19 protein-coding genes and 2 tRNA genes are annotated in these 17,630 nt (G+C 67.1%); 10 read left to right on the forward strand and 11 right to left on the reverse strand.

Features of this window, described 5'->3' with window-relative positions:
* Nucleotides 1-130: 130 nt before the first annotated feature.
* From DTS01S_RS24675 to DTS01S_RS24685, 3 genes are all read left to right on the forward strand, one after another.
* The gene (locus tag DTS01S_RS24675) at nucleotides 131-1,105 is read left to right on the forward strand and encodes a bifunctional enoyl-CoA hydratase/phosphate acetyltransferase (RefSeq protein ID WP_061289343.1); all 975 of its coding nucleotides are present in this window, start codon (nucleotides 131-133) and stop codon (nucleotides 1,103-1,105) included.
* Nucleotides 1,102-2,148: a YeiH family protein gene (locus DTS01S_RS24680; RefSeq protein WP_016450079.1), complete on the forward strand. Its 1,047-nt coding sequence runs from the start codon at nucleotides 1,102-1,104 to the stop codon at nucleotides 2,146-2,148. Before DTS01S_RS24675 ends, DTS01S_RS24680 begins: the two co-directional genes overlap by 4 nt.
* Nucleotides 2,149-2,285: 137 nt before the next feature.
* Complete coding sequence (locus DTS01S_RS24685) at nucleotides 2,286-2,591, forward strand: hypothetical protein (protein WP_061289345.1); 306 nt, start codon at nucleotides 2,286-2,288, stop codon at nucleotides 2,589-2,591.
* Nucleotides 2,592-2,618: 27 nt separating this feature from the next.
* Here the strand turns inward: DTS01S_RS24685 and DTS01S_RS24690 are convergent, their stop codons facing one another.
* Complete coding sequence (locus DTS01S_RS24690; RefSeq protein ID WP_016450081.1) at nucleotides 2,619-3,512, reverse strand: LysR family transcriptional regulator; 894 nt, start codon at nucleotides 3,510-3,512, stop codon at nucleotides 2,619-2,621.
* 101 nt (nucleotides 3,513-3,613) lie between these two features.
* On the opposite strand from DTS01S_RS24690, the gene DTS01S_RS24695 reads away from it, so the two are divergent.
* Entirely contained in the window at nucleotides 3,614-4,582 is a 969-nt protein-coding gene (locus DTS01S_RS24695) for an NAD-dependent epimerase/dehydratase family protein (RefSeq protein WP_061289348.1), read from the forward strand.
* A gap of 64 nt (nucleotides 4,583-4,646) precedes the next feature.
* Here DTS01S_RS24695 and DTS01S_RS24700 read toward each other — a convergent pair.
* The 5 genes from DTS01S_RS24700 to DTS01S_RS24720 form a co-directional block, all read right to left on the reverse strand.
* A tRNA-Gln gene (locus DTS01S_RS24700) sits at nucleotides 4,647-4,723 on the reverse strand.
* A gap of 77 nt (nucleotides 4,724-4,800) precedes the next feature.
* Entirely contained in the window at nucleotides 4,801-5,781 is a 981-nt protein-coding gene (locus DTS01S_RS24705; protein ID WP_061289351.1) for a CobW family GTP-binding protein, read from the reverse strand.
* Complete coding sequence (locus DTS01S_RS24710) at nucleotides 5,778-7,442, reverse strand: amidohydrolase (RefSeq protein WP_061289354.1); 1,665 nt, start codon at nucleotides 7,440-7,442, stop codon at nucleotides 5,778-5,780. Before DTS01S_RS24710 ends, DTS01S_RS24705 begins: the two co-directional genes overlap by 4 nt.
* Nucleotides 7,443-7,456: 14 nt before the next feature.
* The gene (locus tag DTS01S_RS24715; protein ID WP_047325982.1) at nucleotides 7,457-8,839 is read right to left on the reverse strand and encodes a sodium:solute symporter family protein; all 1,383 of its coding nucleotides are present in this window, start codon (nucleotides 8,837-8,839) and stop codon (nucleotides 7,457-7,459) included.
* A gap of 13 nt (nucleotides 8,840-8,852) precedes the next feature.
* Complete coding sequence (locus DTS01S_RS24720) at nucleotides 8,853-9,059, reverse strand: DUF3311 domain-containing protein (protein ID WP_046240982.1); 207 nt, start codon at nucleotides 9,057-9,059, stop codon at nucleotides 8,853-8,855.
* 142 nt (nucleotides 9,060-9,201) lie between these two features.
* On the opposite strand from DTS01S_RS24720, the gene DTS01S_RS24725 reads away from it, so the two are divergent.
* On the forward strand, nucleotides 9,202-10,113 hold the full coding sequence (locus tag DTS01S_RS24725) for a LysR family transcriptional regulator (protein WP_047325983.1): 912 nt from the start codon (nucleotides 9,202-9,204) through the stop codon (nucleotides 10,111-10,113).
* Between the two features lie 17 nt (nucleotides 10,114-10,130).
* On the opposite strand, the gene DTS01S_RS24730 is transcribed toward DTS01S_RS24725, so the two are convergent.
* On the reverse strand, nucleotides 10,131-11,033 hold the full coding sequence (locus tag DTS01S_RS24730; RefSeq protein ID WP_061289357.1) for a LysR family transcriptional regulator: 903 nt from the start codon (nucleotides 11,031-11,033) through the stop codon (nucleotides 10,131-10,133).
* A 138-nt stretch (nucleotides 11,034-11,171) separates the two neighbouring features.
* On the opposite strand from DTS01S_RS24730, the gene pdxA reads away from it, so the two are divergent.
* Nucleotides 11,172-12,905, forward strand: coding sequence for a 4-hydroxythreonine-4-phosphate dehydrogenase PdxA (gene pdxA / locus DTS01S_RS24735; protein WP_061289360.1), 1,734 nt, complete (start codon nucleotides 11,172-11,174; stop codon nucleotides 12,903-12,905).
* 97 nt (nucleotides 12,906-13,002) lie between these two features.
* Here pdxA and DTS01S_RS24740 read toward each other — a convergent pair whose 3' ends face one another.
* Together DTS01S_RS24740 and DTS01S_RS24745 are read right to left on the reverse strand one after the other, a co-directional pair.
* Nucleotides 13,003-13,353, reverse strand: a complete 351-nt coding sequence (locus DTS01S_RS24740; RefSeq protein ID WP_017407778.1) for a DUF1304 domain-containing protein — start codon at nucleotides 13,351-13,353, stop codon at nucleotides 13,003-13,005.
* A 99-nt stretch (nucleotides 13,354-13,452) separates the two neighbouring features.
* Nucleotides 13,453-13,833, reverse strand: a complete 381-nt coding sequence (locus DTS01S_RS24745) for a hypothetical protein (protein ID WP_016450091.1) — start codon at nucleotides 13,831-13,833, stop codon at nucleotides 13,453-13,455.
* 402 nt (nucleotides 13,834-14,235) lie between these two features.
* Here DTS01S_RS24745 and DTS01S_RS24750 point away from each other — a divergent pair, with 402 nt between their 5' ends.
* The 4 genes from DTS01S_RS24750 (at nucleotide 14,236) to DTS01S_RS24765 (ending at nucleotide 15,996) form a co-directional block, all read left to right on the forward strand.
* Entirely contained in the window at nucleotides 14,236-14,592 is a 357-nt protein-coding gene (locus tag DTS01S_RS24750; RefSeq protein WP_016450092.1) for a PRC-barrel domain-containing protein, read from the forward strand.
* A gap of 119 nt (nucleotides 14,593-14,711) precedes the next feature.
* Nucleotides 14,712-15,062, forward strand: a complete 351-nt coding sequence (locus DTS01S_RS24755; protein WP_016450093.1) for a four-helix bundle copper-binding protein — start codon at nucleotides 14,712-14,714, stop codon at nucleotides 15,060-15,062.
* A gap of 152 nt (nucleotides 15,063-15,214) precedes the next feature.
* Entirely contained in the window at nucleotides 15,215-15,574 is a 360-nt protein-coding gene (locus DTS01S_RS24760) for a hypothetical protein (protein ID WP_061289363.1), read from the forward strand.
* Nucleotides 15,575-15,714: 140 nt separating this feature from the next.
* Nucleotides 15,715-15,996 carry an H-NS histone family protein gene (locus tag DTS01S_RS24765; RefSeq protein ID WP_016450095.1) on the forward strand — a complete coding sequence of 94 codons (282 nt, stop codon included), beginning with the start codon at nucleotides 15,715-15,717 and terminating at the stop codon, nucleotides 15,994-15,996.
* A gap of 118 nt (nucleotides 15,997-16,114) precedes the next feature.
* Here the strand turns inward: DTS01S_RS24765 and DTS01S_RS24770 are convergent.
* Nucleotides 16,115-16,204: transfer RNA gene (locus tag DTS01S_RS24770), tRNA-Ser, on the reverse strand.
* Nucleotides 16,205-16,237: 33 nt separating this feature from the next.
* Nucleotides 16,238-17,554 carry a serine--tRNA ligase gene (gene serS / locus DTS01S_RS24775; RefSeq protein ID WP_016450096.1) on the reverse strand — a complete coding sequence of 439 codons (1,317 nt, stop codon included), beginning with the start codon at nucleotides 17,552-17,554 and terminating at the stop codon, nucleotides 16,238-16,240.
* Nucleotides 17,555-17,630 lie beyond the last annotated feature (76 nt).

Here is a 17,630-nt window from a genome sequence, read left to right on the forward strand (position 1 = left end):
TTCCTCGGTGTCCCTGGGATGGGCCGCGCCGGTTTCATGCGCCTGGGTGAAGCGCAAGGCCCTCGAAAGCCGATTCCCAGATTCCCTGCGTTGCTCGCGCCGGGCCCTGTACTTTCCCGCAGGAGCTTTCATGGTCCCCCCACTTTCACTTGCCGTGGCCGCCGATGATGCGCCCGCCACGCCCCGTCCCCATCTCCAGCACTTGCTCGACCAGGCCAAGGCGCAAGGCCCCATTCCTGTGGCCGTGGCCTATCCCTGCGATGCAGGCTCGCTGCAGGCCGCCATGCAAGCCGCGCAGGCGGGCCTGATCACGCCGCTGCTGGTCGGCCCCGAGGCACGCATCCGGGCGGCGGCCCAGGCGGCCGGGCTGGACCTGGCGGGCGCGTCCATCCACTCCACCGCCGACGATCCACGCGCGGCGGCTGCCCAGGCGGCGGCGCTGTGCGGCAGCGGCCAGGCGCGCGCGCTGATGAAGGGCAGCCTGCACAGCGACGAGTTGCTGGGCGCTGCCGTGGCGCGCGAGGCCGGCCTGCGCGGCAGCCGCCGCGCCAGCCATGTGTTCGTGATGGACCTGCCGGGCTTCGAGCGCCCGCTGCTGATGACCGATTGCGTGGTCAACATCTTCCCCACGCTGATGGACAAGCGCGACATTGCGCAGAACGCCATCGACCTGGCCCGTGCCATCGGCATTGCCCGGCCGCGCGTGGCCGTGCTCTCGGCGGTGGAGACGGTCAACCCCGCCATTCCCGGCACCATCGACGCGGCCGCGCTGTGCAAGATGGCCGACCGGGGGCAGATCAGCGGCGCCATCCTTGACGGGCCGCTGGCCTACGACAACGCCATCTCGCTGCGCTCGGCGCACCACAAGGGCATCGTCTCCGACGTGGCGGGACAGCCCGACGTGCTGCTGGTGCCCAGCCTGGAGGCCGGCAACATGATCTACAAGCAGCTGGTCTACATGGCCGACGCCGAATGCGCGGGCCTGGTGCTGGGCATGCGCGTGCCCATCGTGCTGACCAGCCGTTCGGACTCCGTGGCCAGCCGCATCGCGTCCTGCGCGCTGGCCGTGCTGGCCAGCGCGGCGGGCGGCAAGGAGCAGCCATGAGCCAGGTCCAAGCACAGGTGGCTGCGCAGGCGCCCGTGCCGCGCATGCTGCAGTGGCTCAGGCTCCTGCCCGGCACGGGCCTGTCGGGCGTGATCGCGCTGGCGGCGACCTTCGTCTCCACGCTGCATGGCGGGCCGCAGCTGCTGTTCGCGCTGTTCTTCGGCGTGGCCTTCCACTTCCTGAGCCAGGACGCGCGCGCCAAGCCGGGCATCGAGTTCTGCGCGCGCGGCGTGCTGCGCCTGGGCGTGGGCCTGCTGGGTGCGCGCATCACGGCCACGCAGATCGCGGGCCTGGGCTGGACCACGGCGCTGATCGTTATCGCCGCCGTGGTCACCACGCTGCTGTGCGGCACGCTGCTGGGCCGGCGCCTGGGCCTGACGCGCCCGCAGGGCGTGCTGTCGGGCGGCGCGGTGGCCATCTGCGGCGCCTCGGCGGCGCTGGCCATCTCGTCGGTGCTGCCGCGCGACAAGGACAGCGACCGCTTCACGCTCACCGTGGTGGTCACGGTCACCGTGCTGTCCACGGCCGCCATGGTGCTGTACCCGCTGGTGGCGCGCGCCCTGCATCTGCCGCCCGAGCTGGCCGGCCTGTTCATCGGCGGCACCATCCACGATGTGGCCCAGGTGGTGGGCGCGGGCTACACCATCGACCAGGCCACGGGGGACTACGCCACCATCGTCAAGCTGTTCCGCGTGTCCATGCTGGCCGTGGTGGTGGTCATGGTCTCGGCCCTGTTCAAGCGCCAGCGCGAGGCAGCGGCCGAGCAGCACCACGGCAAGAAGCCGGGCCTGGTGCCCTGGTTCCTGTGGGTGTTCGTCGCGCTGGTGGCCATCAACTCGCTGGGCTGGGTACCGCCGGGTCTGCAGCACCAGTTGAGCGACCTGTCGCGCAACTGCCTGGTGCTGGCCATTGCGGCCCTGGGCCTGAAGACCTCGTTCCAGCAACTGGCCCAGGCCGGCTGGCGGCCTTTTGCACTGCTGGTGGTGGAGACGCTGTGGATGGCAGCCTTCGTGCTGATCGCCATCGAGATCGAGATGCGCTGACGCCTGCACAGGCATTGCCGCAAGAGGCCCGCCCTGCGCGGGCCTTTGTCATGGCGCCACACATCGCTTGATGGGCATGCACCAAGATGATACATTTGCACACAAATTTTTGATCCACATCAACGCCCTTCCGCGCCGTGAACGTTTTTCGCAAGCAAGCCGGCAGATTCCGCAGGCTGACCGCCACCCAAATCCTCACCCTGCTGCGCAATCAGCAACCCCGGCAAGCCGCCCTGCTGCGGCTGCTGCCCTGCCTGTCGATGCTGGCCGTGTGCGCGGTGCTGCTCGATTCCCTGCTGCCCATTCCGCTGTGGGCCATCGCCAGCCTGACCGTGGTCATGGCCGCCTACATCGCCCACAACTGCCAGTCCTTTGTCGCCACCCAGCGCAGAAAGTCCACGCTGCGCCATCTCGCGCGCTCCTGCCTGCTGCACGCCGGCTGAAGCACAAGTGCCCCTGGGTGCCGGGCGTCAGGCACCGCCTCTGGCATAGGCCGTCAGCGCCTGGGCCACGGCCTTGAAGACCACGGCGCAGCGCTCGCTCTTGCGCAGGTCCTCGTGCATGGCCACCCAGGTATCGAGCTTCCATGAAAACGCCTGGGGCAGCACCCGCACCAGGCCCGGCTCCCGGGCCGCCAATGCCGACTGGCACACGCCAATGCCAAAGCCCGCGCGGATGGCGCCCAACTGGGCCAGGTCGCTGTCCGAGCGCAGCGCCATGCCTTCGCGCGTGAGCATGGGAAACTGCTGCTGCATCTTTCGGATCAGGGCGCTTTCATGGTCGAAGCCGATGAGCGAATGCCCGGCCAGGTCCTCCAGCGATTCCGGCACGCCGCGTGCGGACAGATAGCTTTCATGGGCATGCAGCCCCAGCTCGATGGCGCCGATATGGCGTGCCACCAGCGCCTCCTGCTGCGGCCGGAACATGCGCACGGCCACGTCGGCCTCGCGGCGCAACAGGTCGTCCACCGCGTTGGACAGCACCAGCTCGATGCCCAGTTCAGGGTGTGCCGCGCGCAATTGCGCAAGCACAGGCGGCAGCACCTCCACGCCCACCACCTCGCTGGCCGTCAGCCGCACCGTGCCGCGCACGCCCGAGCCATGGCTGGCCGCCACGCGGCGCAGCGCGGCCGCCGTCGCGGCCATGCTGGCTGCATAGGGCTGAAGCTCGTAGGCCGCCTCCGTGGGCGCGAAGCCATCGGATGAGCGGGTGAACAGTTGCAGGCCCAGCGCCGACTCCAGCCCGTCGATGTGCCGGCCCACGGTCGGCTGCGCCACACCCATGGCCCGGCCCGCCGCTGACAGCGACCCGGACTCCAGCACCTGCAAAAAACTGCGATACCACTCCCAGTGGGGTTCCGACATCACTCATCCATTCATTTATGCATGGACACCAGAGAATTCTAGGCAATTTTCTTTTTGCAGCGGGTTGCTGACACTGAGGCTGTCACCACAGGACCCAGCCCATGCCATCCATTGCACTCTTCGGCGCCGCAGGCGCCATCGGCCAGAGCCTGGCCGCCGCGCTCAGACAACAGGGCCGCGCCTACCGCGTGGTCGGCCGCAGCGAAGCCAGCCTGCGCCAGACCTTCGGCGCCGACCCGCTGGCCGAGATCGTCCCCTGGAACCCGGACAGCACCGGCTCCGTCGAGGCTGCCGCCCACGGCGTGGACACGCTGGTCTACCTGGTGGGCGTGAACTACTGGCAGTTCGCATTGCATCCCGAGCTCATGCGCAGGACGCTGGACGGCGCCATTGCCGCCGGCGTGCGCCGCATCGTACTGATCGGCACCGTCTATCCCTATGGAAAGGCGCAGGCCCATGCCGTGAAGGAAGACCATCCACGCAACCCGCATACCTTCAAGGGCCGCATGCGCAAGGCGCAGGAAGACCTGCTGCTGCAGGCCCACGCACAGGGCCGCATCGAGGCCGCCGTACTGCGCCTGCCCGACTTCTACGGCCCGGGCGTGCACAACAGCCTGCTGCACGGAGCCTTCGAGGCGGCGGCCCGTGGCGGCCGGGCCGACATGGTCGGCCCGCTGGACCGGCCGCATGAGTTTGTCTATGTGCCCGATGTGGGCCCCGTCGTGGCGCGCCTGATCGGCACGCCGCAGGCTTTCGGCAAGGTCTGGCACCTCGCCGGCGCGGGGGCGATCACGCAGCGCGACGTCGTCTCCGAGATCGAACGCCTGAGCGGCAGGCCGTTGAAACTGCGCGTTGCAGGCAAGACCGCGCTGCGCCTGACCGGCCTGTTCAACCCCTTCATGCGCGAGCTGGCCGAGATGCACTACCTGCTGACCGATCCGCTGATCATGGAGGACTCCGCGCTGCACGCCCTGCTGGGCCCCATCGCCAAGACGCCCTATGCGCAGGGCATACGCGCAACGCTCAACGCCGCCATGGCAAGTGCCGACTCACACTTGGCCGCGGCCTGAGCCTGGCCTGCAGCCCGAAAACAAAAAAGCCCTGACAGCAAAACTGTCAGGGCCTTTGTCTATCTGGCAGGGGAGGAAGGACTCGAACCCTCGCATGCCGGAATCAAAATCCGGTGCCTTTACCAACTTGGCGACTCCCCTAGAAGACCTAAATTCTAATACGTTTTTTTGGCCCGAAATCCAAAATTCCAAAAATTTCGACACCGCCAAAGTTGTCTTCATGGCGCGGCCAGGGCTCCCTCAAGACAGCGGAGTATCGCCTCCCGCCCCATCGCCGTGAAACAGCCAATGAAGACAAACACGGACTCCGAGACCCTGGCCCCATGCAGGCTGGCAATGCGCAAGCGCCCACCCACCACGTGGACTTCCTGGACGCTGTCCTGCCCGCCCAGCCGCACGATGCCCTTGGCCCGCAACAGGGGGACAGGCAGCGTACGCAGCGCCTGCCGCAACCGCTGCCGGTCAAAGCAGCGGCGCGTTGCGTAGGAAAAGCTGCCCACTTCGGCCATGCCGGCCATGTTCCCGGCCTGGCTTTTCCAGGAGCCGCCCGCTTGCAGCAGGCCTTGCGGGCGGCGTGGCGAGGCAGCCGCATCAATGAACACGGCCAGCGGTATCTCGCCATGTCGGGCCGCCAGCACCACGGCACCGGGCGCCATGCCGGCCACGCGCGCGGCCACCTTTTCGGTGGCACATGCGCCGGCCAGATCGGCCTTGGTCAGCACCAGCGCCGTCGCGCCCGAGATCTGGCGGCGGACCATGTCGCCGACCAGCGGGTCGCACAGTTGCTCATCGACGTCCTGGACATCCACCGCCACCAGGATGGCGTTGAGCTGCAGCGCGGGGTCGAGCATGCCGACCTGGGCGATGCGCACGGGGTCGGAGACGCCGCTGGCCTCGATGACCAGCAGGTCCGGGCGGTCGGGCCGCGCGCCCACGGCAGCCAGGGCCTCGGCCAGCCGCCCGCCGATGGAGCAGCAGATGCAGCCGTTTTCCAGCTGCAGCACGTCGCTGCTGCGTGTGCGGATCAGGGCGGCGTCGATGTTGATCTCGCCGAAGTCGTTGACCAGCACGGCCACGCGCAGGCCATCGGCACGCTCCAGCAGCCGGTTGAGCAAGGTGGTCTTGCCCGCGCCCAGGTAGCCGCCCACGACGACCATGGGAACGGGCGCCCGCTGCGCCGCGGCGGCCGGCGTGCTCATGGCGCTGACCCGGGCGCGGGGAAGATGCGGCCGCCCAGCACGGTGCCCCAGACCTTCACGTCCTTGAGGGCCGCTGGCGCCACCGCGCGGGGATCGTCCTCCAGCACGGCGAAGTCCGCCAGCTTGCCGGGCTCGATGCTGCCCACGCGCTGCTCCAGTTTCAGGGTACGGGCCGCGCCCATGGTGATGGCGTGCAGGGCATCGTCCACCGACAGGCGCTCGGCCTCGCCCAGCACGCGGCCTGAAGCGGTTTTGCGCTGCACGGCGCACCAGGCGGTGAACAAGGGGTTGATGGGGGTGATGGGCGCATCGGAGTGCATGGAAAAGTCCATGCCCAGGCGCCGTGCCGTGCCCGCCGCATTCATGCGTGACGCCCACTCCATGCCCACGGTCTGCCCGGCGTGCGCATCGCCCCAGTAATAGAGGTGGTTGGAGAAGAAGTTGACACACATTCCCAGGCGCGCGGCGCGCTGCAGCTGGGCGATGCTGGCCAGCTGGCAGTGCTGCAGGGTGTGGCGATGGTCGGCGCGCGGGTGCCTGGCCAGCAGGTCCTCGATCACATCCAGCACCACCTCGGTGGCCTCGTCTCCGTTGGTGTGGATGTGCAGTTGCAGACCGGCCAGGTGGAAGGGCTCGAACAGCGCGGGCAGCTGCGACGGGGGAATCAGCCACAGGCCGTTGGGCTGCCCGCCCGCGTAGCCGGGAGCGCGCAGGCGCGCGGTGAAGCCCTGGATGGAGCCGTCCACGATGAACTTGACGGGGCCGAACTGCAGCTTGTCGCTGGCCGAGGACGCCGCTGCAGCATGCACGCGCGCGGCACCGCCTTCCGGGTTGCGCTGCGGCGCGAAGGCCGGGACGATGCGCAGCGGATAGGCCGCGTCGCCCGTGACTTCGCGCAGCGCGGCCAGGCCCTGGGGCGAGAGATCGCTGACCAGGTCGGTGGCCGTGGTCACGCCCGCGAGCTGGGCCACGCGGCCGAACTTCCAGATCGCCTCGCGCTGCTCGGCAGCGGCCAGCGACAGCGCGCTGCCGATCACCTTCTGCACCGGATACATGGCAGCGAATTCCTGCAGCTCGCCGGTGGGCTGGCCCTCGGCGTCCTTGTGGATGCCGTCGATGTCGGTGTCCTCGTCGATGCCGGCCAGCGCCAGCATGGCCGAGTTCACATTCATCAGGTGCACGCTGGCGTGCAGGATGACGATGGGCCGCGTGGCGGAGACACGGTCCAGCTCGCGCACCGACAGCCGGCTGCTGCCGAAGAGGATGGGATCGAAGCCCCAGGCCAGCAGCGTGGCCTGCGCATCGGGCAGGGCACGCTCGGCCTCGGCCAGGCGCGCCAGCACGGCGTCCAGCGTGCGCAGGCCGGGCCACAGGCGGCCCTCGGGATCGCGCCGATCGAAGTAGCCCAGGTACACGGCCTCCCACATGGCGCCTTCCATCAGGTGGCTGTGCGCCTCGATCAGGCCGGGCATGAGCACCTTGCCGCGCAGGTGGTCGATGCGTTCGGCCTCGGGCCAGGCAGCCATGTCGGCCTCCTGGCCAACGGCCAAGATGCGGCCGCCCTGCACGGCCACATGGGTGGCCTGCGGCTGGGCCGGGTTCATGGTGAGGATGGTGCGCGCCACAAAGACCTGCGTGCGCGCGTTCTCGTCGTGGTTCATGGTGGTGGTCTTTTTCAGGCGGCCTTGACGCGCGCGGCACCCGGCAGATAGTGGACGATGGCCGTGACCAGCAGGTTCAGCGCCAGGCTGATGAAGCCCAGGTTGATGCCGCCGAAGTCCGGTTGCTGCAGGTACAGCACGATGGCCAGCGCCTGCCCGCAGACGATGCCCAGGGCAACGGCCATGGGCCGGATGCGCCAGCCGAAGAGGATGGCCATCATTCCGGGGAAGAACTGCGTCACGCCGTAGTAGGTGGTGTTGATCAGCGTCAGCATCAGATTGGGCGTGAGCAGCGTCATCACGATGGACAGCACCAGGTAGATGACGATCACCACCTTGGCGCCCTGCTTTTGCTTGGCCTCGGGCAGGCCGGGCAACAGGTTGCGGGCCACGATGGGGCCGATGGCCAGGCAGATGCCCGCCAGCACCAGCAAGCCCGACAGCGCGGCGCCTGCGGCCACCAGGCCCAGCAGCCAGTCGGGCAGCAGTCGCACGGCAGCCGCGAAGAAGGCCTCGTTGGGCGATGCCAGCTGCAGGTTCTGGCTGATGGCGTAGTACGAGGCCAGCACCAGGAAGGGGTACATCAGCATGTACAGCGGCATGGCGATCTGCGTGCGGCGGATGGTGTGCGAACTCTTGGCCGTGAAGAAGTTCTGAACCGCGAACGGCATCATGTAGAAGCCCAGCGCCTGGAACAGCATGGTGCTCATGGAAAAGCGCAGCTGCGTATCGGTCATGTGGTTGCTGACCTTGGCGCTGGCGGCGGTGAACACATCGCCCACACCCGCATGCCAGCCCACGGCCACGCCCGTGGCGATGATGGCCACCACCATCAGGATGTCCTTGAGGATGGCGATATAGGCCGAGGCGCGCACCCCCGAGATGGCGATGTAGGTGAAGGCCAGGCCCGCAGAGATCAGCAGCAGGTGCAGCGGCTGGAAATTCCATCCCAGGCCCTTGAGCGCGGCCACCAGCCCCGTGAACTGCAGCTGGCCCCAGGGCAGCAGGAACAGGATGGCCGAGCCGGCCACGATCAGCTCCAGCGCACGGCTGCCGAAGTGGCCCTTGAACAGGTCCGGCAGCGTGATGGCGTTGTGCCGCAGCCCCGCCTTCCAGATCATGGGGCCGAGGAAGTAGCCCAGCGGATAGGCCAGCAGGATGTAGCCCAGGAACCAGACGCCATAGGTCGGCCCCTTGGCGTAGATGCCGCCCGGAAAGCCGACCATGGTGCCGATGCTGTAGATCTCGCCGGCGGCCAGGAAGAACACCAGGTAGGCGCCGAACTGGCGGGAGGCGACGAAGAAGTCATGCACGCTCTGCGCACCCTTGCCCGTGCGCGAGCGGATGGCCAGGTACAGGGACAGCGCGATGAAGCCCAGAAAGACTGCGGTGGTCATGGCGGTGCTCCCTTCAGGCGGACTGCGCGTCGTCGGCTTCGTGGCGGTCGAACATCAGCCAGCACACGAGCATGCACAGCGACGTCAGCACGAACCACATGAAGATCCACAGGTAGATGAAGGGCACGCCCAACACGAAGCGATCGACGGACGCGACCCAGGGAAGCAGGCCGATCACCGCGATGTACGGGATGCCTATGCCGATGAACAGCTTGAGCATGGTTTGTCTCCTTTTGCTCCGATGAAAGAGTTGGCGGTTGTGGCCGCTCTATAGAACATTTCAATGTCCCTGGATGCGATCTTAGGAAGCGCCTACCTATAATTCAAATGAAAAATTTGCCAACAAACCATGAGGACTCCGCATGGATACACAGAAGCTGCGGCACCTGCTGGCCATCGTCGAGCACGGCACCTTTTCCGACGCAGCGCGCGCCGTGCATCTCACCCAGCCGGCGCTCAGCCGCAGCATCCGCGCGCTGGAAGATGAACTCAGGGCGCAGTTGTTCGACCGGGGCGCGCGGCGCGCCCGGCTGACAGTGTTTGGCGAGCTCGTGGCCGAGCGTGCACGCCGCATGCGGCTGGAGGAAACCCAGTTGCGGCGTGACCTGGAGCTGCTGCGCGGCGGCCAGGAAGGCGCGCTCGCCATTGGCGTGGCGCCCGCGCCCGCGGCGCTGCTGCTCAAGCCCTTTCTGATCCACATGGCGCAGGCGCATCCGCGCGTGAAGGTGCGCGCCGAAATGGGTGCCACCAGCGCATTGCTGCAGCTGCTGCGCAACGAATCCATCGATGCCATCGTCGGCGACGCCTACGTGCTGCGCGCCGCCGATGACGTGGAGATGGAACTGCTGGGCGAGCTGCCGGCCGGCCTGGTCTGCCGCGCGGGCCACCCCGTGCTGCAAAACCCCGGCATGGACGAGATCCGCCGCTACCCGCTGGCCACCACCACGTTGAGCACGGCCATGGCGCGGCAGCTGGCCGAGCTGTGGGGCGAAGGCGCCGAGCCCGACAAGCTGTTCACCCTGCACTGCAACGACCTGGACCTGCTGCGCGGCGTGACCCTGGCCACGGACACCTTGCTGTTCGGCGTGCTGTCCATCACCCGCAAGGAGCGCGCCAGCGGCGCCATGGCCGAAGTGCCCCTGCCCGCCGATCCCCGCCGATGCGGCCGCTACGGCATGGCGCGCATGGCCGCGCGCAGCCTGTCACCGGCGCTGGAAACCGTCTATGCATTCACCCGCACGCACTGGCGGGAGCTGTCCGAGCACGACCAGTGAAGCCGGGCAGGCGCAAGTCATGCATCGGCCCGCGCCAGCGGCAATGTCTGCGTGCGCAGCCACTCCAGCACCAGGGCGAAGCGGGCCTCGTCATGCACCGGCCTGGGTGACATGAGCACGTAGTGCGAGCCATCGGCCACGAAGCCGCGCGGCGCGCACAGCGTGCCGCTGGCCAGGTCATCGGCCACCAGTGCCAGCGGGCCGATGGCGACGCCGGCCCCGGCCACGGCGGCCTGCAGGCTCAGGTAGAAATGCTCGAAGCGCACCTCGCGACCGGCCCGCAGCGGCACGCCGGTCAGTTCGCTCCAATGCCGCCATGCGTCCGGCCGCGACTGCGTATGCAGCAGCACCCCGCCCAGCGGCCCTGAGCGTGCCAGCGCCTTGGCAAGCGCGGGCTTGCAGACGGGCCCCACGCGCTCTTGCAGAAAGGGCTCGGCCACCACATCGGCGCCCATGTCGAAATCCGCGCGGCGTATGGCCAGATCAATGCCCTCGCGCGCAAAGGGCACGGAGCCGCCGGCCGATACCAGGCGCAGCTCGCGCTGCGTGCCGATCGCTTCCTGCAAACCACCCAGACGCGGAATCAGCCAGCGCATCAAAAACGTGGGCTCGCACGACAGCACCAGCGGACGGTCCGGCCCTGCCGCCTGCCGCGCGCGGCCCAGCGCACCGCGCAGGCGCTCCAGCGCCAGGGCCACCTCCTCGGCCAGCACGCGGGCCGTGGGCGTGGCAATGATGCTGCGGTTGCTGCGCTGGAACAGCGCAAAGCCCAGCGCCTCCTCCATGTCGCGCACGGCACGGCTCACGGCGCCATCGGTCAGGTGCAGCTCGCGCGCGGCCTTGGAGACACTGCCATGGCGCACCGTGGCCTCGAAGGCGCGCAGGGCAGACAGCGGCGGCATGTGGACGGGTGCGGGCATGGCAATGGCGGCTCTAGACAGGTGGAACAGCGGACTTTCAGTTGAACATTGCTCAATTGAATGATGAGTCTATATCGATTTATTACTGGAGCATCTTCATGCAAAGTAAGCCCATCGATTGAGGTTTCAGCAAGAACCATGAAGCACTCCAGCCCCAACTCCGCCAACCCCTCGGCCAGCACCCCGGCCAGCGCGCCCCTGGCCATCACCATGGGCGATCCATTGGGCATCGGGCCCGAGATCATCGTCAAGCTGGCAATGGACCCTGCGCGGCCCTGCACGCCGTTTCTCGTCATCGGCGACATCGCCCGGCTGCAGCGGGCGGCCGATGGGCTGGGCGTCCATCCGCAGATCCGGGCCATCGAGACACCGGCCCAGGTCCCTGCCCTGGTGCCGCCCGCCACGCTCTTCGTGCTGCAGGCCGGCGAGGACCTGCCGCCGGACCTGCCCTGGGGCTGCGTCGATGCACGCGCCGGCGCGGCCTGCCATGCCTATATCCAGCGCGGCATCGACCTGGCCCTGGCTGGCGACGTCTCGGGCCTGGTGACCGCCCCCATCCACAAGGAAGCGCTGCGCGCGGCAGGCTGCCCGCATCCGGGCCATACCGAGATGCTGGCCGAGCGTTCCGGCACACGCGACTTCGCCATGATGCTCGCCAATGATGAGCTGCGGGTGCTGCTGGTCTCCATCCATGTGCCGCTGCAGCAGGCCATCGCCTCCGTGACCATGGACAACGAGCTGCGCGCCATTCGCCTCGCGCACCAGGCCTGCCGCGCGTTCGGCATCACCCGGCCCCGGGTGGCCGTGGCAGGGCTCAATCCGCATGCCGGTGAAAACGGTCTGTTCGGGGACGAGGACCGCTCGGTGATCATCCCCGCCATTGCCGCCGCGCGCGCCGAAGGCATCGACGCCAGCGGCCCCTGGCCCGGCGACACGGTCTTCATGCGGGCGCGCCGGGGCGAGTTCGACGTGGTGGTCGCCCAGTTCCATGACCAGGGGCTGATTCCCGTGAAATACCTGGGTGTGGAGCAAGGCGTGAACATCACCGTGGGCCTGCCCTTTGTGCGCACCTCGGTGGACCATGGCACGGCCTTCGACATCGCGGGCACGGGCCGCGCCGACCACGCCAGCCTGGCCTGCGCGCTGCGCCAGGCGGCAGCCATGGTGCAGGCCACCCGTACCGGTACCAGCGCACGAACGCAGCGCCCGGACTTCATCTTCATGCTCACGCAGCAGGACAGGACCATTGCCGATGCGCGCGAGCGGCTGCGCGAGGTGCTGGCCCAGGGCGTTCGCCATGTGGGCTTCAAGGACATCGGCCTGCCCCTGCCCGAGCTGCATGCCCTGGCCCGGGACATCCGGGCGGGCGGCGCCAGGGTCTATCTGGAGGTTGTCAGCCTGGACGAGGCCAGCGAAGTGGCCTCGGCCCGCGCGGCGGTCGACATCGGGGTGGACGTGCTCATGGGTGGCACACGGCCCGAGGCGGTGCTGCCCGTGCTGCGCGGCAGCGGCATTGCGTACTACCCGTTTCCCGGCCAGGTGAGCGGGCATCCGAGCGTGCTTTCAGGCCCGGTACAGGACATCGTGGCCAGCGCCCGCCGCATGGCGGGGCTGGACGGCGTGCATGGCCTGGACCTGCTGGCCTACCGCTTCCACGGCGATGTGCCGGCCCTGATCAAGGCCGTCTGCGATGCGGTGGACAAACCCGTGGTCGTGGCCGGCTCCATTGATCGCAGTGAACGCATCGCGGCCGTGCTGGCCGGCGGCGCAGCGGGCTTCACGATAGGCACTGCCGCCTTCGAGGAGACTTTCCCGGCCGCGCGGCCCGGGCTGGCGGCGCAATTGCAGGCCATACAGGCGCTGGTGGACTGACGCCGGCCATGTCGGCTATGCCGGCCCGCGCCTCGCACGCCGGGGTCACGGTCCAGCAGCAGCTGCAGCGGTTTCGCCCACCGGTGCCCGGGCGTTCTCACAGCCCCAGGTACAGGGCCAGCAGCGAAACGGCGGCCGGCACGGCCTGCACCCAGAGGATCTTGCGGCTGGCCGTGGCGGCGCCATACAGGCCTGCCACCAGCACGCACAGGAGAAAAAAGTACTTGAACGCCAGGCCGTCGGCGCCCTGCGCCAGCCCCCAGATCAGCCCGGCGGCGAGAAAGCCGTTGTAAAGCCCCTGGTTGGCGGCCAGCGTCCTGGTCTGCTGCGCAAATTCCGGCGTCAGCCCAAAGGCCTTCCTGCCAGCCGGCCGGTCCCAGAGAAACATCTCCAGCACGAGGATGTAGACATGGATTGCGGCGACGATGCCTATGAGAACGTTAGCCATCTGGGTGGATAGGAAAGTGGACAGGCCCCTGTATACGGGATGCATCCGCCGCCGTCCATGCCCGCCGCGCCACACATGGCCTGCAACGGCCTGCCCGTGTCACCCGGAAGACTTGCTGCCGGGTGGCACGGGCTTTTCCACTGGCTTTTGCGCACTCTCTGCCGGCGCCACGGCACCTGCGGCCGCGCCGCCCAGCGCACCGGCCACGCTGCCTACCGTGCCGCCCACCACCACGCCCACCGGGCCTGCAATGACCGCACCGGCGGCAGCGCCGGCAGCGGCTCCGGCCAGTACGCCGCCGCCGATGAACACCGAGCGTGACTCGCGCTGCGCATCCTGCGGCGACAGCTGGTACTGGGCAGCTGCCTCGGGGTCCTGGGAAGGTACGCCGTGGCCCGGTCGTGCCTGTTCGGCCAGGTCTTCGTCCTCCACCGCATCTGCAGACACCGGCGGGATGGATGGCTTGTTACTTGCATTCATGGGAATCTCCTTCGGGGATGGACCGTGGACGCGGGACTGCATCCGCTGCATCCCTCTTGCAGTTTTCGTTGTACGCCTGTGCCCGCCAGGCCGACGCCGGCCCAGGCTGCGCTGCCGCGTCAGCAAAGGGCCGCAGCTGCGCAGAACTTGACTACAAGGGCTCGTAGGACCTGGCCTCCGGCGTCCAAGGACCCTCCTACGCCGGTCGCGGCGCACCGACTACCCGGAGCACTTCATTGCGGTCCTAAGCTGGAACCCAGAAGCACACAGGCTTCGACTTCGCCAGGCGATGCACGGGCTTTGAAGGGGCCGCCTCCCCGCGCCTTTTCCCATGCCGCATCGCCCAGCCGCCAGATGCACAGCGTCGGCGTGCCAGCACCAACCCACTCAATGGAGAGCCTCATGGTCACACCCAACACCGTATCGAGCGTCATTTCTTCCGAAACCGTCAGCGGCACCAATGTCTACAACCCCGCGGGCGACAAGCTGGGCAGCATAGACACGCTGATGATCGACAAGCTGTCCGGCAAGGTGCGCTACGCCGTCATGGAATTCGGCGGCTTTCTGGGCATCGGCACGGACCGCTATCCGCTGCCCTGGGAATCCCTCAAGTACGAGCCCGACATGAACGGCTACGTGGTGTCGCTCACGCGCGAGCAGCTGGACAACGCGCCCCGCTATGAGCGCGACACGGCACCGGCCTACACCGATGAATATGGACGCCGCGTGAACGATTACTACGGCGTGCCCTACCTGTAAATCCCGACCCTTGCGGTCTTTGACACAGCCCCGTTCGCGGGGCGTTTTCTTTGGTGCGGATAGCTGGCCAAGGAAGAACGCCTTGCGCGACTTCACTCCCTCATTCCAGGAGAACTCCCATGAATACCACCCCACCGGCCATCGACTACAAGGCCTGCATGGATGCCTGCCAGGCCTGCATCATTGCCTGCAATACCTGTGCCGCCGCCTGCCTGAAGGAAACAGACGTCCAGATGATGGCCGCCTGCATTGCCCAGGATCTTGAATGCGCGCAGGTCTGCGAACTGGCCGTGGCCTCAATGGCGCGCCAAAGTCCGCATGTCTCAGACATCTGCCGCCTGTGCGCCCGGATCTGCCAGGCCTGCGCCGACGAATGCGGCAAGCATTCCCACGACCATTGCCAGACCTGCGCGGCAGCCTGCCAGCAATGCGCCATGTCCTGCAATCTCATGGGCATGCAATCGCACTGACGCCGCTGGCCTTTGTCACGACAGCCGGCCAAGCACCCATCCTGCAAACCGGCAGGAAAAAAAGCCACCGGCGCTGTCGTCATCCGCCCTATATCGGCAGCCTTCGACGCTGCCTACACTTTGATGCATATCCACGCACAAAGGAGATGGGCATGGCACTGAACATCAGCATAGAACAGCGGTTCCTTGCCCTCCTGGGCCAGTTGAAGCACATGCCTCCCTGCTCATCCCGCCAGGAAGCGCACGACATGCTCCTGCTGCTGTGGATGCGCATCTGCGAAGGCGCAGGCGCGCGCAGGCAATTGCTCAACAGCATGCGCCAGCGCACGCTGTGCGCAGAGCACGGCTGGAAAAACCTCGACAAAAGCCCCTGCTACTGGGATTCGGAGACCACGCCGGGCATCCGAATCTATCTGCATGCCAATGGCACCATCGTCATTCAAAGACAGGGCGGAGCGCAGGATTCCGAAATCCTGCACTTCAGCAGCCACCGGGAGTTTGTCGAGGCGTAGACAAAGGCCTCGCGCTCAATCCCGAACAATGGCGGAATATTGAAAAACCTAGGTGCAAACACCGACGATGTCCCACATGCGACATCGACCCTGTCTCCATAAAATGCGTCATTGTGTAGCACACTATCCATGAGGAACATATGACAGCAGATTACAAAACCCTGCTCAAGCAAAAGAGCGAGCTTGAGGCACGGATTGCCGAAACGCTGAAGGCGGAGAAAGGCGGAGTCATCGCCAAGGTCCGAGAACTCGTCCATGAGTTCGGATTGACCCACGACGACATCTTCAGCGCCCGCAAATCCAAGTCCGCCAACATTGGCGTGCCGAAATACCGGGACCCCGCCACCGGAGCCACCTGGACGGGACGGGGCAAGCCGCCGCGCTGGATCGAAGGCAAGGACCGCAAGGCCCTCGAGATCTGAGCATGGCCCGCCAACGCGGGCATTTTTTATGGCGACCCCAATCGCCCGGACTCTCGCCAGGCAATGCCAGAAACAGAAAAACCCAGTGCTATTCACATAGCACTGGGTTTCATTTTTCTGGCGGAGAGGGAGGGATTCGAACCCTCGGTACGTTCGCACGTACGCCTGATTTCGAGTCAGGTACAATCGACCACTCTGCCACCTCTCCGCAGCGTCGAAGCTGAAATTATAGCCTAAAAATTCAGGCCTTCAGCAAAGTCTGTCCGCCCATGTAAGGGCGCAGTGCTTCGGGAATGGTCACCGAGCCGTCGGCGTTCTGGTAGTTCTCCAGCACCGCCACCAGCGTGCGGCCCACGGCCAGGCCGGAACCGTTGAGCGTGTGCACCAGCTCGTTCTTACCCTGGGCATTCTTGAAGCGTGCCTGCAGGCGGCGCGCCTGGAAGGCCTCGCAGTTGGAGACCGAGCTGATCTCGCGGTAAGTGTTCTGCGCAGGCAGCCAGACTTCCAGGTCATAGGTCTTGGCCGAGCCAAAGCCCATGTCGCCCGTGCACAGGCTCATCACGCGGTAGGGCAGGCCCAGCTTCTGCAGCACGGCCTCGGCGTGGCCGGTCATCTCTTCCAGCGCCTCGTAGCTCTTTTCCGGATGCACGATCTGCACCATCTCGACCTTGTCGAACTGGTGCTGGCGGATCATGCCGCGCGTGTCGCGGCCGTAGCTGCCGGCCTCGGAACGGAAGCAGGGGCTGTGGGCCGTGAGCTTGATGGGCAGCTGGTCCTCGGCCACGACCACGTCACGCACGAAGTTGGTCAGCGGCACCTCGGCCGTGGGAATCAGGTAGAGCGCCGCGTTGTCGGGCACGGGCTCGCCGTCCTGGCCGCCCTTCTTGGCGGCGAACAGGTCGCCCTCGAACTTGGGCAACTGGCCCGTGCCCTTGAGCGAGTCGGCATTGACGGCGTAGGGCACATAGCACTCGGTGTAGCCATGCGAGTCGGTCTGCAGGTCGATCATGAACTGCGCCAGGGCGCGGTGCAGGCGGGCGATGGGGCCCTTCATCACGGTGAAGCGCGAGCCCGACAGCTTGACGCCCATGTCGAAATCCAGGCCCAGCGGCTGGCCCACGTCCACATGGTCCTTGACCTCGAAATCAAAGGTCTTGGGCGTGCCCCAGCGGCGCGCCTCCACATTGCCGCTTTCGTCCGCACCGACGGGCACGCTTTCGTGCGGAAGGTTGGGCACGGCCAGCAGCATGGCGTGCAGCTCGCCCTGGATCTGCTCCAGGCGCGTGGCCGACTGGTCCAGCTCGGTCTTGAGGCTGCCGACTTCGGCCTTGGCGGCCTCGGCAGCGTCCTTCTCGCCCTTGCCCATCAGCATGCCGATCTGCTTGGACAGCTGGTTGCGCTTGGACTGCAGCTCCTCGGTCCGTGTCTGCAGGGACTTGCGCTCTGCTTCCAGGGACTGGAAGGCCTCCACGTTCAGGAAGGCCTGGGGCTTTTTGCGGGTCTCCAGCCGTGCGACGGCCGAGTCAAGGTCTTTGCGAAGAAGAAGGATATCGAGCATAGCCGGCAATTTTAGGCGGTATCGCCATGGCAGCGCCCGCCCCTGGGCGTTGGGGGTCTTGCCGCTACAGAAATCC

The sequence above is a fragment of the Delftia tsuruhatensis NBRC 16741 genome, from assembly GCF_001571325.1.
In the GTDB taxonomy this organism is placed as follows: domain Bacteria; phylum Pseudomonadota; class Gammaproteobacteria; order Burkholderiales; family Burkholderiaceae_C; genus Comamonas; species Comamonas tsuruhatensis.